This is a genomic window from Luteimonas sp. J29, assembly GCF_000472505.1.
GTDB lineage: Bacteria > Pseudomonadota > Gammaproteobacteria > Xanthomonadales > Xanthomonadaceae > Luteimonas.
Map to the genome: position 1 here is coordinate 136,414 of NZ_AWZR01000005.1, position 11,928 is coordinate 148,341.

Sequence of the window (11,928 nt, forward strand, 5' to 3'; positions counted from 1 at the left end):
GAAGACCGGAAGAACCGATGAACGACCTGGTGAAAAACCTCCTGCTGTGGGCCATGGTGGCCGTCGTGCTGATGCTGGTCTTCAACAGCTTCAGCCCCGGCACCGGCGCGACCAGCGAAGTGCGCTACTCGCAGTTCATCGAGCAGGTCCGGCGCGACCAGATCCGGTCGGTGAAGATCGCCGAGGACGAGAAGACCATCGAGTTCGTCACCAAGGGTGGCGAGACCGGCACCGTGATCGCCCCGCGGCGCGACGAAGGCATGATGAACGACCTGATCAACCACAAGGTCGACATCCAGGCCGCGCCGCCGTCGAGCGGGCCGTCGCTGGTGTACATCCTGATCAACCTGTTGCCGGTGGCGCTGATCATCGGCTTCTGGTTCTTCATGATGCGGCAGATGCAGCAGGGCGGCGGCAAGGGCGCGATGTCGTTCGGCAAGTCGCGCGCCAAGATGCTGAGCGAGGACCAGACCAAGGTCACCTTCGCCGACGTCGCCGGCTGCGACGAGGCCAAGGAGGAGGTCGCCGAGCTGGTCGAGTTCCTGCGCGACCCGTCCAAGTTCCAGCGCCTGGGCGGCAAGATCCCGCGCGGCGTGCTGATGGTCGGTCCGCCGGGCACCGGCAAGACCCTGCTCGCCAAGGCCATCGCCGGCGAGGCCAAGGTGCCGTTCTTCTCGATCTCCGGCTCGGACTTCGTGGAGATGTTCGTGGGCGTCGGCGCCAGCCGCGTGCGCGACATGTTCGAGCAGGCCAAGAAGCACGCGCCCTGCATCATCTTCATCGACGAGATCGACGCGGTCGGCCGCCATCGCGGCGCCGGGCTGGGCGGCGGCCACGACGAGCGCGAGCAGACCCTCAACCAGCTGCTGGTGGAGATGGACGGCTTCGAGGGCGGCGAGGGCGTGATCGTGATCGCCGCGACCAACCGTCCCGACGTGCTCGACCCGGCGCTGCTGCGCCCGGGCCGCTTCGACCGCCAGGTGGTGGTCGGGCTGCCGGACGTGAAGGGCCGGGAACAGATCCTGCGCGTGCACATGCGCAAGGTGCCGCTGGCCGAGAACGTGGAGCCGATGGTGATCGCCCGCGGCACGCCCGGCTTCTCCGGCGCCGACCTGGCCAACCTGGTCAACGAGGCCGCGCTGTTCGCCGCGCGCGAGAACGCGAAGGAGGTCCGCATGGACCACTTCGACCAGGCCCGCGACAAGATCCTGATGGGCGCCGAGCGCCGCTCGATGGCGATGAGCGAGGAGGAGAAGACCCTCACCGCCTACCATGAGGCCGGCCACGCCATCGTCGGGCGCCTGGTGCCCGAACACGACCCGGTCTACAAGGTCACCATCATCCCGCGCGGCCGCGCGCTGGGCGTGACCATGTACCTGCCCGAGGGCGACAAGTATTCCTACAACCGCACCGCGATCGAGTCGCAGCTGTGCTCGCTGTACGGCGGCCGGGTGGCCGAGGAGCTGGTGTTCGGGCCGGACAAGGTCACCACCGGCGCCTCCAACGACATCGAACGCGCGACCAAGATGGCGCGCAACATGGTCACCAAGTGGGGCCTGTCCGACGAGATGGGGCCGATCGCCTACAGCGAGGACGAGGACGAGGTGTTCCTCGGCCGCTCGGTCACCCAGCACAAGAACGTGTCCGACGACACCGCGCGGCGGATCGACGAGGTCGTGCGCGGCATCCTCGACAAGGCCTATGCGCGCACCCGCGAGATCCTCACCGCCAACATGGACAAGCTGCACGCCATGGCCAAGGCGCTGCTGGAGTACGAGACCATCGACGTGCCGCAGATCGACGCCATCATGGAGGGCCGCGAACCGCCGCCGCCGATGGGCTGGGTGGAATCCGGCAAGGGCGGCGGCAAGGGCGGAGATGGCGGCGCGCGCCCGCTGCCCCCGATCGGCGGCCCGGCCGAGCAGACCTGATCCGGCTCGCGTCCGCGCACGGGCAAGGAAGGACGGCGCCGGCGACCCCGGTGCCGTTTCTCTTTGCACCGGCGCCGCGCCAGCGGCACGATTACGCCACGCACCTCCATCGGCCTACCGACCCATGTTCGACACCGCTCCCCAGCTCGATTGCGCAGGCCGTGTCCTCCGGCTCGACCGCACCCGGGTGATGGGCATCGTCAACGTCACCCCGGATTCGTTCTCCGACGGCGGAGAGCACTTCGATCCGGACGCGGCCGTCGCCCACGGGCTGCGGCTGGTCGAGGAGGGCGCGGACATCCTCGACGTGGGCGGGGAGTCGACCCGGCCCGGCGCCGAGGCCGTGCCCGTGGAGGAGGAACTGCGCCGGGTCGTGCCCGTGGTGGAAGCGCTGGCGCGCGCGACCACGGTGCCGGTGAGCGTCGACACCTACCGTCCGCAGGTCATGCGCGCCGCGGTGGCCGCCGGCGCCGGCATGATCAACGACGTGTATGCGCTGCGCCACGAGGGTGCCCTCGACGCGGCCGCGGAGCTGGGAGTGCCGGTAGTGCTGATGCACATGCTCGGCGAGCCGCGCACGATGCAGGACGCGCCGGTGTACGACGATGTGGTCGCCGACGTGCACCGGTTCCTGGCCGAGCGGATCTTCGCGGCCGAGATGGCCGGGATCCCGAAGAGGCGGATCCTGGTCGACCCGGGTTTCGGGTTCGGCAAGACCACCGCGCACAACCTGCAGCTGCTGGCGCGCCTGGAACGCTTCACCGAACTGGGCGTGCCGGTGCTCGCCGGGCTGTCGCGCAAGCGCACGATCGGCGAACTCACCGGTCGCGGGGAACCGCGCGACCGGCTGCACGGCTCGGTCGCCGCCCACCTGGTCGCGGCCCAGCGCGGGGCCGGCATCGTGCGCGTCCACGACGTGGCCGCGACCGTCGATGCGCTCAAGGTCTGGCAGGCGGTGGCGGAAGTTCCCGAGCCGCGCCGCGATCCCGGCGCGCCGGCGATCAGCTGGCCGGACGGGATCTGAACACCGGATGCGGTAAACAGGCCGCATCGATTGCATTGGTTCGACGGAGGACGCCATGGCAACGGGCTGGGCAGGCGACGGCGCGGTGCACGACCAGATCGAGGCGACGGTGAAGGACGCGATCGAGCGCGCCCGCAGCCAGCTGCCGCAGGGCCCCGGCCTGGAGCATTGCGAGGAATGCGACGCGCCGATCCCCGAGGCGCGGCGCAAGGCGATGCCGGGCGTGCGCCTGTGCGTCCGCTGCCAGGAGGCCGAGGAGCGCGGGGAGCAGCAGTCGCACAGCGGCTACAACCGCCGCGGCAGCAAGGACAGCCAGCTGCGCTGAACTACAGGCCCTTGCGGCGCAGCAGGTCGAGCTTGGCCGTGTAGTTGGCCTGCATCTGGCCGCTGCTCAGGTCGCGCGCGCGCCGCAGCTCGCGGCCGGCCGATTCGGCGTCGCCCATGTGCAGGAGGGCGCGGGCGAGGCCGTAGTGGAAGCGGTGGTCCTCTTCGTACATGCCGATCGCGCGCCGGTAGTGGCGCGCCGCGGCGGCGTAGTCGTCGCGGCGCTCGGCCTCGACCGCCTGCATGAACGCATGGTAGGGATTGCGCTGGCGCAGCCGCTCGAGCCGCCGGGTGTAGATCTCGGCCGTGGCGTGCTCGCCACGCGATGCGTACAACGCCGCCATGTTCATCAGCGTGCCGTCGTGGGTGCGGTCCAGCTCAAGCGCCCGCCGGAATGCCCGCTCGGCCTCGTCGGACCTGCCCTGGCGCAGGCGCAGCACGCCGGCGTTGTTCCAGGCCGAGGGATAGCGCGGATCGGCGGCGAGCGCGGCATCGATGAAGCGGGCGGCGTCCGCATGGCGTCCCTGGGCCAGCAGCCCTGCCGCGCGGTTGCTGTAGTACACGGCCAGCAGGCGGGAATCGTCCACGCGCTTGGGCGGGTCGCGGCTCAGCACGCTGTCGCTGGCCACATCGACCGTGTATTCGTGGGGACCTATGCGGACCCCGGCATTGACGTGGTTGCTGAAGTACAGCGTCTCGCCGTCGGAGTACCAGGACAGGGTGCGCGCGATCTCCTGCGGGTAGGCCTCGAATCCGGCCGCGCGCGCCAGCGCGATCGTGAGCAGGGTGAACGACAGGCAGTTGGCCTGGCGCTTCTCCCAGACCTCGGCGACGGTGTAGTCGGCGTCGTGGCGGTACTGGATGCCGAGTCCGTCCGGGTCGTGCAGGAATGCGACCAGGCGCTCGAGCCGGCCCATGCCACGTGGCGTGCGGTCGATGACCCGGGTCTTGAGCGCATCGAGCAGCGCGGGCGGCAGTGCCATCACCTCGTCGGGCGACGGCAGCGACGCCTCGACGGCCGGGACTTCGATGGCGGGCGGCGCAAGCGGCATCGCTTCCTGCGGAGCAGGCGATGCGGCCAGTGCGGCCGCGAGCAGCCAGGCGTTCATGGCGGCCTCCTCCAGCGCGTGGCAGCCGGACCCAGTCTACGCCCGGGCCCGGCGTACGCCATGCTGCACCGCGGAAGATCCGGTCGGGGCCTGGCGGCCCCGCGTCAGTTCAGCGCCTGCAGGCCCAGGATCGTCGCCAGTACCACTGCCAGCACCGTCAGTTCGCCACGTGCGTCGCGGCCGCCGTGGCGGTGGCTGCCGTGGTAGCCGTCCTCGTAGCCGCGCTCGAAACCCTGGCGGAAGTAATACGCGTACTGGTCGTAGCTGATGTAGTGGCCGTGGTAGCCGTAGCTTGCGTCGCGGTAGCCGTAGCTGCCGCGCACGTCATAGCGCCAGCCGTCCTGGCGGTCGGCCCGCCCCGCGTGGAGGCCCTCCCGGTAGCCGCGCTGCACGGCCTCGCGCATCAGTTCGGCGCCGTAGCGGTTGGTCTCGTACCAGCGGCCGCCGTAGGAATAGCGGTAGCTGGCCGGCGTCCAGTAGTACGGGTCGCGGTCGTAGTTCCAGCGGGTGCCGCGCCAGCGACGCTCCTGCTCGCGCAGGCGGGCCTGGTACTCGCGCTCGTAGCGGTACTGGGCCATGCGTCGCTGCTGCTGCAGTGCGCGCGCGCGCTCGGCGCCGCGGCGTTCGGCCAGCTGGCGCTGGCGTTCGCGCTCGCGGTGGAACTGTTCCGCGCGCCGGCGTTCGGCCTCGATGCGGGCCTGCGCCCGAGCGCGCTCGATGCGGCCGCGGTCCTGCGCCTGGCGCCGGCCGACTTCCCGGTCGTCGCGGCGCTGGACGCGGGCGGGCTGCGGGCCGGCGGGCTGCGGACGCGACTGCGCGGGCCGCTCCACGCGCTGGCGCGGCGGCGCGTTGCCGGCGGCCTGCCGGGGCGCGGTCGTCGGGGTCCGGCCCGCGGGACGCGGTGCCTGGCGCGATTCGCGTGCGGCGGCCTGCGCCGGCGGACGCGCGGCGGTCGGGGTGGACGTGTCGGGTCCGGACTGGACGCGCACTCGCGCATCCCGGCGCGGCTCCTCGCGGCGGGTGGCGCCCTGGCGCTGCACGACCGTGGCGGGGCGGCTGGCGGGAGCGGCGGGACGTTCCGCTGCCTGCCCGCGGTTGGCCGCGTTGCGGCGCGGACCGGCCTGGCCCTGCGCCTGCGGGGGGCGTTGCGCGGGCCCGGCGCGCTGCGGTCGCTGCGCGCTGCGCTCGGGTGTGGCGGCGCGCCGACGCTCGGCATCGTCGCCGTCGCGGCGCGTGGTTTCGACCTTGCGCGGCTGGCTGCGTTCGTCCGGGCGGGCGTCGCGACCGCCGCGACCGCGCTCCTGGGCGAGGGCGGGGAGGGTGGCCACGGCGATCGCGAGTGCGACGGCGAGGCGGAATGCGCGGGAAAGAGACTGGTTCATGGCGCGGCCCCTGCCGACGGACCGCGCCGGCGTGGGCACAGTGTTGGGGCAGCCGGCATGAACCGGTTCTGAGGCCGGCCGCAGCGGTTCAGGCTCCGGACGGACGCGCGCCGCGGGACTGAATGCCCGCACCGGCGCGGCGGCCGCGCGCGTCAACGCGGCCTGCCGCCGTGCGTGGGGGCGCTTCGCGGTAGTCTTCCCGCCCGGTCGATCACGTGGAGCCAGGGTGGGCACAGGTGGCAAGGCAGGCGGCGGTCCGGCGGGCGACGGGCCGCGGGGGGACGGAGCCGGGGCGCATCCGCGTCCGGTCGTGCGCCTGGGCTGGCGCTATACCGACCTGCAGTTCGAGGGTGGCGTGTCCCAGAGCCGGATGCGTACCTTCCGCCCGGGACAGCTCGCCGTCGACTACACCCGGACCATGATGGCCAGCCTGCTGTGGCAGCCGCGACCGGCGCTGATCGGGATGGTCGGCCTGGGCGGCGGCTCGCAGGTGAAGTTCTGCCACCGCCACCTGTCCGATGCCCGGGTCGAGGTGGCCGAGATCAATCCGCACGTGGTGGCCCTGCGGCGCCGGTTCCGGGTGCCCGACGACGATGCGCGGCTGCGCGTGCACCTGGCCGATGGCGCGCATTTCGTGCGCGACTTCGCCGGTCGCTTCGACATCCTGCTGGTCGACGGCTACGACCTCACCGGCATCCCGGCCGCGCTGTCGAGCCAGTCGTTCTACGATGATTGCCGGCGCGCGCTGGCGCCCGGCGGCGTGTTCGCGAGCAACCTGTATGCGACCGATGCCGATGCCCACATGGCCAGGCTGGCGCGCGCGTTCGGCCGCGACCGGGTCTGGCTGCTGGAGGAGGCGCGCCAGAGCAACCGCGTCGCCTTTGCCTGGGACGGGGACCCGTTCCCCGGTGGGCGCATCGACCTGGCGGCCCGACTCGCGGAGATCCCGCGCGGGGCGGCCCGGCAGCTTGCCGACACCCTGCGCCGCGTCGCGGCGGCCTGGAACGCGCGCTGAGCCGGCGCTTGCCATCGTGCCGCGGGGCGGCGAAAGTTCCCGCTTCATGTCTGCAAGGGGTTCGATGATGCGCCATTCGATGCTGCGGGCCGTGGGCCTGCTGCTGCTCCTGTTCGCCCTGCCGGTGCTGGCCGCCAACGGCGGCATGACGCTGGAACAGCTGGCGACGCTGCGCGCGGTGAGCCAGGCGACGATCAGTCCGGACGGCAGCCGCATCGCCTACGTCCTGTCGGTGCCGCGCCGGATCGGGGTGGACGACGACGGGCCGGCGTGGGGCGAGCTGCACGTGGCCTCGCGCGACGGCGCCAGCCGTGGCTACGTCACCGGCAAGGTCAATGTCGGTGGCCTGGCCTGGGCGCCGGACGGCCGCTCCCTCTACTACCTCGCCAAGCGCCAGGGCGACGAGGCGCGCAGCCTGTACCGGATCCCGGTCGACGGCGGCGAGTCGTCGGTCGTCGCCACCCTCAAGTCCGACATCCGCGGGTTCAGCCTGTCGGCGGACGGCAACCAGGTGGCGTTGCTGGCGCCGCAGCCGGAGAGCGACGAGCTCAAGGCGCTCAGGAAGAAGGGCTTCAGCCAGAAGGTCTACGAAGAGGACTGGCGCCCGGTGCAGCTGTGGATCGCCGGCACCGGCGAGGGCGCCGCGCCGCGGCTGGTGGAAGTGGAAGGCAGCGTGCAGTCGGTGCGCTGGAGCCCGGCGGGCGACCGCCTCGCGCTGCTCGTCGCGCCCCGCCAGCTGACCGACGACACGCTGGTCTTCACCCGGGTGCGGATCGTGTCGCCCGAGGGCCGCGTGCTCGGCAAGGTCGAGAATCCCGGCAAGGTCAGCGACCTGGCGTGGAGCCCCGATGGCGCGCACCTGGCCTTCATTTCGGCCGAGGACGAGCACGACGCGCAGCAGGGCCGCCTGTTCGTGGCCGGGCGCGACGGCGGCGCCTGGCGCGACCTGCTGCCCGGCCTCCCCGGCCACGTGGTGGACGTCGAGTGGCGCGACGCGTCGACCGTGCAGTTCCTCAGCTTCGAGGGCGTGCAGGCGCGGCTGGGCGAGGTCGGCCTCGACGGCGGGGCGCAGCAGACCCTGCTGCCGGCCGAAGGCCCGGTGTGGAACAGCTTCGACCGCAGCCGCGGCGGCGACATCGCGCTCCTGGCGAGCACGCCGCAGCATCCGTCCGAGCTGTTCCTGCTGGCGGCCGGGGAAGCGGCGCCGCGGCGCCTGACCGACAGCAATCCCTGGCTGGCCGACGTGCGCCTGGCCCGCCAGGAGGTGATCCGCTACCAGGCCCGCGACGGACTGGAGATCGAAGGCCTGCTGGTGCACCCGCTCGAGCGCCGCGGCAACGAGCGGGTGCCGCTGATCGTGGTCGTGCACGGCGGGCCGGAGTCGCACTACACCAACGGCTGGCTGACGTCCTACGCGCAGCCGCTGCACCACGCCGCCGCGCGCGGCTACGCGCTGTTCCTGCCCAACTACCGCAGCAGCACCGGGCGCGGCGTGGAGTTCTCGAAGAAGGGCTTCGGCCGTCCCGGCATGGAGGAGTTCGACGACGTGGTCGACGGTGTCGACCACCTCATCGCCACCGGCCTGGTGGACGGATCGAAGGTCGGCATCACCGGCGGTTCCTACGGCGGCTACGCCAGCGCGTGGGGCGCGACCTACTACAGCGAACGCTTCGCCGCCGCGGTGATGTTCGTGGGCATCTCCGACCAGGCCAGCCTGGTCACCACCGGCGACATCCCCTGGGAGCAGTACCTGGTCCACATGGGCACCTGGCCGTGGGAGGACCCGGAGCTGTTCCGCAAGACCAGCCCGATCACCTACGCGAAGCAGTCGAAGACGCCGACCCTGATCCTGCACGGCGAGGCCGATCCGCGCGTGCCGCCGATGCAGTCGTACATGTTCTACCGCTACCTGAAGCTGGCCGGGCAGGCCCCGGTGCGGCTGGTGCTGTACCCGGGCGAGGGCCACGGCAACGCCCGCGCGGCCTCGCGCTACGACTATTCGCTGCGCCTGATGCAGTGGATGGACCACTACCTGAAGGGACCGGGCGGCGAACCGCCGCCGTACGCGATCGACTACGCGCTGCCGGACGGGGACGCGAAGAAGTGAGCCCGGTGCGGCCGGAGGGAACGCAATGAGCATGGCGGCGGCGCAGGCCGCGCCCGCCGCCCCGCCCGCCGGCGCCGACCGGCGCCGCGTGCTGCTGGCCAGCCTGGTCGGCACCACGATCGAGTTCTTCGACTTCTACATCTACGCCACGGCGGCGGTGCTGGTGTTCCCGCACCTGTTCTTCCCGCCGGGCGACCCGGCCACGGCCACGCTGCAGTCGTTCGCCACGTTCGCCCTGGCCTTCATCGCGCGTCCGTTCGGATCGGCGCTGTTCGGCCATTTCGGCGACCGGATCGGGCGCAAGGCCACCCTGGTCGCGGCGCTGCTGACGATGGGCATCTCGACCGTGGTGATCGGCCTGCTGCCGACCTACGCCCAGGTCGGGATCGCCGCACCGCTGCTGCTGGCCCTGTGCCGGCTGGGGCAGGGCGTCGGCCTCGGCGGCGAGTGGGGCGGTGCGGTGCTGCTGGCGACCGAGAACGCGCCGCCCGGCAAGCGCGCCTGGTACGGCATGTTCCCGCAGCTGGGCGCGCCGATCGGCTTCCTGCTCTCGACCGGCGTGTTCCTCGCCCTGACCCACTGGATGGGCGACGAGGCCTTCCTGGCGTGGGGCTGGCGGGTGCCGTTCCTGGCCAGCGCGGTGCTGGTCGCCGTGGGCCTGTGGGTGCGCCTGCGGATCACCGAGACCCCGGACTTCCAGCGCGCGATCGAGCGCGAGGAGCGGGTCCGGCTGCCGATGGCCACGGTGGTCCGCCACCATCCCCTGGCTCTGGTCAGCGGCACCGTGGCCCTGGTCGCGACCTTCGTCCTGTTCTACCTGATGACGGTGTTCGCGCTGAGCTGGGGCACTTCGAAACTCGGCTATCCGCGCGAGCATTTCCTGATGCTGCAGATGCTGGGCGTGCTCTTCTTCGCCCTGACCATCCCGCTCGCGGCCCTGTACGCCGACCGCTACGGTCGGCGCAACGCGATGATCACCGCGACGGTGCTGATCATCGCGTTCGGCTTCGCCTTCGCGCCGCTGCTCGAATCGGGCAGCGACTGGGGCGTGCTCGCCTTCCTCGCCCTGGGGCTCGGCGCGATGGGCCTGACCTACGGCCCGTGCGGGACGATCCTGGCCGAGATGTTCCCGACCGCGGTGCGTTACACCGGCGCGTCGCTGGCGTTCAACGCCGCCGGCATCCTCGGCGCCTCGCCCGCGCCGTACATCGCCACCCGGCTGGGCGAGCGCTACGGGCTGGCCTCGGTGGGCTGGTACCTGGCCGCGATGGGCGTGCTCACGCTGCTTGCGCTGCTCACCGTGCGCCGCGACGCACCGGGCGAACGCCCGTAGGCGCGGCTTCAGCCGCGGCCACCGGGGCGGATTGCGCGCTACCTCCGCGCCGCCACGCCGGGGCGCGGGCAATGCTGCGGCACGCGACGGAGGCAGGCGCCGACGGCGTTCACGATCGGCGCCGCGAGGACGGGAATAGACTGTCCGCCCCTCCGGACACGGGCCCCTGCGTGAAGACCTGGACCCTCCTCGGCATCGCGATCGCCATCGCCGTCGGCAGCGTGCTGCCGCTGCAGGCGCTGATCAACGCCCGGCTCGGCGCGCTGACCCACGGTCCGCTGTACGCCGCGTTCGTCTCGTTCCTGGTCGGGACCTGCCTGCTGGGCGCGGCGCTGCTCGCCATGCGTTCGCCCCTGGTGCCGACGCAGCCGCTTGGCTCGCTTCCGGCCTGGATCTGGACCGGCGGCGCGATCGGGGCGTGCATGGTGCTCGCCGGCACCGTGCTGGTCCCGAGGCTCGGCGCGGGGGCGCTGTTCTGCCTGCTGGTGCTTGGACAGGTGGTGGGCGCGCTGCTGCTCGATCATTTCGGCGTGCTGGGGGCCCGGCGACCGGTCGACCTGGCGCGCCTTGCGGGCGCGCTGCTGGTCGTCGTGGGCACCGCGCTGGTGGTGCGCCCGTGGAAGTCGTGAGCAACGCGCCGGACCTGCCGCAGGGGATGCTGGATGCGCTCGAGGCGGCGTATGCGCGGCCCGCGCGCGCCTACCATCACTTCGGCCACGTCCGCGAGGTGCTGCGCCATTACGACGAGGTTGCGGCGGGGCCGGGGTGGAGCCAGCCATGGGAGGTGCGCCTGGCCGTGCTTTACCACGATGCGGTGTACGAACCCGGGCGCACGGACAACGAGGCGCGATCGGCCGCGTTCGCGCGTGCGCAGATCGCGCGCTGGCTGCCGGAGGCGGGCGTGGATGTCGACCGCGTCGCCGCGCTCATCGAACTGACGGCACGCCACGGCCAACTGGCGCGCAGGGATTTCGAAGGCTCGCCGCTGGCGGCCGACACCTGCCATTTCCTCGACTGCGACATGGCCATCCTGGGCGCGGAGCCGGCCGTGTTCGATGCCTACGACCAGGCGATCGCGGCCGAGTACCGCGGCCACGTGCCCGGCTGGGTGTTCCGGATCAACCGCCGCCGCTTCCTCAAGGGGCTGCTGGCTCGGCCACGGATCTTCCTCAGCGACTTCTTCCACGCACGCTTCGATGCCCGGGCCCGCGCCAACCTGCGCCGCTGCGTCACCGGCAAGCGCTGACGGCCGGCGCACCCGCGGCCGGCTATGATCGGGCCATGGCCAAGCTGCTGCTCAACCTGCGCCACGTGCCCGACGACGAGGCCGACGACGTGCGCGCGCTGCTCGACGCCGCGCGGATCGACTACTACGAGACGCGTCCGGGGCCTTTCGGGATCTCGGCCGGCGGTATCTGGATCCGCGACGACGGCGATTTCCCCGCCGCGAAGTCGCAGATGGCCCGCTACCAGCACGATCGCGCCGGCAGGGCGCGCGCCGAACGCGAGCAGGCATTGCGCGACGGCACGGCCGAGACGTTCCTCGACGTCGTGCGGGCGCAGCCGGTCCGTGTCGTGCTGGTGCTGGTGGCGATCGCGCTCCTGCTCGGGTTGATGGCGCTGCCGGCATACCTGATCTGGCGCTGATCGCGGCGCCGCGGACGGGATACGCGACGTCCAGGGGCGCGCATGACTTCCGGCAT

Annotated in this window: 11 protein-coding genes; 9 read left to right on the forward strand and 2 right to left on the reverse strand. The window is 72.2% G+C overall.

The genetic code is table 11. From position 1 onward, the window contains the following. Window positions 1-17: 17 nt before the first annotated feature. From ftsH to LUTJ29_RS0109505, 3 genes are all read left to right on the forward strand, one after another. Complete coding sequence (ftsH, locus tag LUTJ29_RS0109495; RefSeq protein ID WP_027072309.1) at window positions 18-1,931, forward strand: ATP-dependent zinc metalloprotease FtsH; 1,914 nt, start codon at window positions 18-20, stop codon at window positions 1,929-1,931. Window positions 1,932-2,055: 124 nt separating this feature from the next. After that, window positions 2,056-2,955: a dihydropteroate synthase gene (gene folP / locus LUTJ29_RS0109500; protein WP_027072310.1), complete on the forward strand. Its 900-nt coding sequence runs from the start codon at window positions 2,056-2,058 to the stop codon at window positions 2,953-2,955. Window positions 2,956-3,010: 55 nt separating this feature from the next. Then, window positions 3,011-3,280 (forward strand): DksA/TraR family C4-type zinc finger protein, encoded by a 270-nt coding sequence (locus LUTJ29_RS0109505; protein WP_027072311.1) that lies wholly within the window; start codon window positions 3,011-3,013, stop codon window positions 3,278-3,280. 1 nt (window position 3,281) lies between these two features. Here the strand turns inward: LUTJ29_RS0109505 and LUTJ29_RS0109510 are convergent, their stop codons facing one another. Together LUTJ29_RS0109510 and LUTJ29_RS0109515 are read right to left on the reverse strand one after the other, a co-directional pair. Then, complete coding sequence (locus LUTJ29_RS0109510; RefSeq protein WP_027072312.1) at window positions 3,282-4,388, reverse strand: tetratricopeptide repeat protein; 1,107 nt, start codon at window positions 4,386-4,388, stop codon at window positions 3,282-3,284. Window positions 4,389-4,492: 104 nt separating this feature from the next. Beyond that, window positions 4,493-5,770, reverse strand: coding sequence for a hypothetical protein (locus LUTJ29_RS0109515; RefSeq protein WP_156911557.1), 1,278 nt, complete (start codon window positions 5,768-5,770; stop codon window positions 4,493-4,495). Window positions 5,771-6,080: 310 nt separating this feature from the next. Between LUTJ29_RS0109515 and LUTJ29_RS0109520 the strand changes: the two genes are divergently transcribed. The 6 genes from LUTJ29_RS0109520 to LUTJ29_RS0109545 all read left to right on the forward strand — a co-directional run bounded on the left by LUTJ29_RS0109520 (window position 6,081) and on the right by LUTJ29_RS0109545 (window position 11,872). Beyond that, window positions 6,081-6,785: a fused MFS/spermidine synthase gene (locus tag LUTJ29_RS0109520; RefSeq protein WP_027072314.1), complete on the forward strand. Its 705-nt coding sequence runs from the start codon at window positions 6,081-6,083 to the stop codon at window positions 6,783-6,785. Window positions 6,786-6,852: 67 nt separating this feature from the next. Continuing rightward, window positions 6,853-8,892, forward strand: coding sequence for a S9 family peptidase (locus LUTJ29_RS0109525; RefSeq protein WP_198012670.1), 2,040 nt, complete (start codon window positions 6,853-6,855; stop codon window positions 8,890-8,892). A 25-nt stretch (window positions 8,893-8,917) separates the two neighbouring features. Next, complete coding sequence (locus LUTJ29_RS16985) at window positions 8,918-10,225, forward strand: MFS transporter (RefSeq protein WP_043741011.1); 1,308 nt, start codon at window positions 8,918-8,920, stop codon at window positions 10,223-10,225. A gap of 170 nt (window positions 10,226-10,395) precedes the next feature. Next, window positions 10,396-10,854, forward strand: a complete 459-nt coding sequence (locus LUTJ29_RS0109535) for a DMT family transporter (RefSeq protein WP_027072316.1) — start codon at window positions 10,396-10,398, stop codon at window positions 10,852-10,854. A gap of 26 nt (window positions 10,855-10,880) precedes the next feature. After that, entirely contained in the window at window positions 10,881-11,471 is a 591-nt protein-coding gene (locus LUTJ29_RS0109540; protein ID WP_084524837.1) for a hypothetical protein, read from the forward strand. Window positions 11,472-11,506: 35 nt separating this feature from the next. Continuing rightward, window positions 11,507-11,872, forward strand: a complete 366-nt coding sequence (locus LUTJ29_RS0109545) for a DUF6164 family protein (RefSeq protein ID WP_027072318.1) — start codon at window positions 11,507-11,509, stop codon at window positions 11,870-11,872. The last annotated feature ends 56 nt before the right edge of the window (window positions 11,873-11,928 follow it).

Coding starts and splice junctions, on each gene's coding strand:
- folP (WP_027072310.1), top strand. CDS start 2,056: ATGTTCGACACCGCTCCCCAGCTCGATTGCGCAGGCCGTGTCCTCCGG.
- LUTJ29_RS0109545 (WP_027072318.1), top strand. CDS start 11,507: ATGGCCAAGCTGCTGCTCAACCTGCGCCACGTGCCCGACGACGAGGCC.
- LUTJ29_RS0109505 (WP_027072311.1), top strand. CDS start 3,011: ATGGCAACGGGCTGGGCAGGCGACGGCGCGGTGCACGACCAGATCGAG.
- LUTJ29_RS0109510 (WP_027072312.1), bottom strand. CDS start 4,388: ATGAACGCCTGGCTGCTCGCGGCCGCACTGGCCGCATCGCCTGCTCCG.
- LUTJ29_RS0109525 (WP_198012670.1), top strand. CDS start 6,853: ATGCGCCATTCGATGCTGCGGGCCGTGGGCCTGCTGCTGCTCCTGTTC.
- ftsH (WP_027072309.1), top strand. CDS start 18: ATGAACGACCTGGTGAAAAACCTCCTGCTGTGGGCCATGGTGGCCGTC.
- LUTJ29_RS16985 (WP_043741011.1), top strand. CDS start 8,918: ATGAGCATGGCGGCGGCGCAGGCCGCGCCCGCCGCCCCGCCCGCCGGC.
- LUTJ29_RS0109515 (WP_156911557.1), bottom strand. CDS start 5,770: ATGAACCAGTCTCTTTCCCGCGCATTCCGCCTCGCCGTCGCACTCGCG.
- LUTJ29_RS0109540 (WP_084524837.1), top strand. CDS start 10,881: ATGCTGGATGCGCTCGAGGCGGCGTATGCGCGGCCCGCGCGCGCCTAC.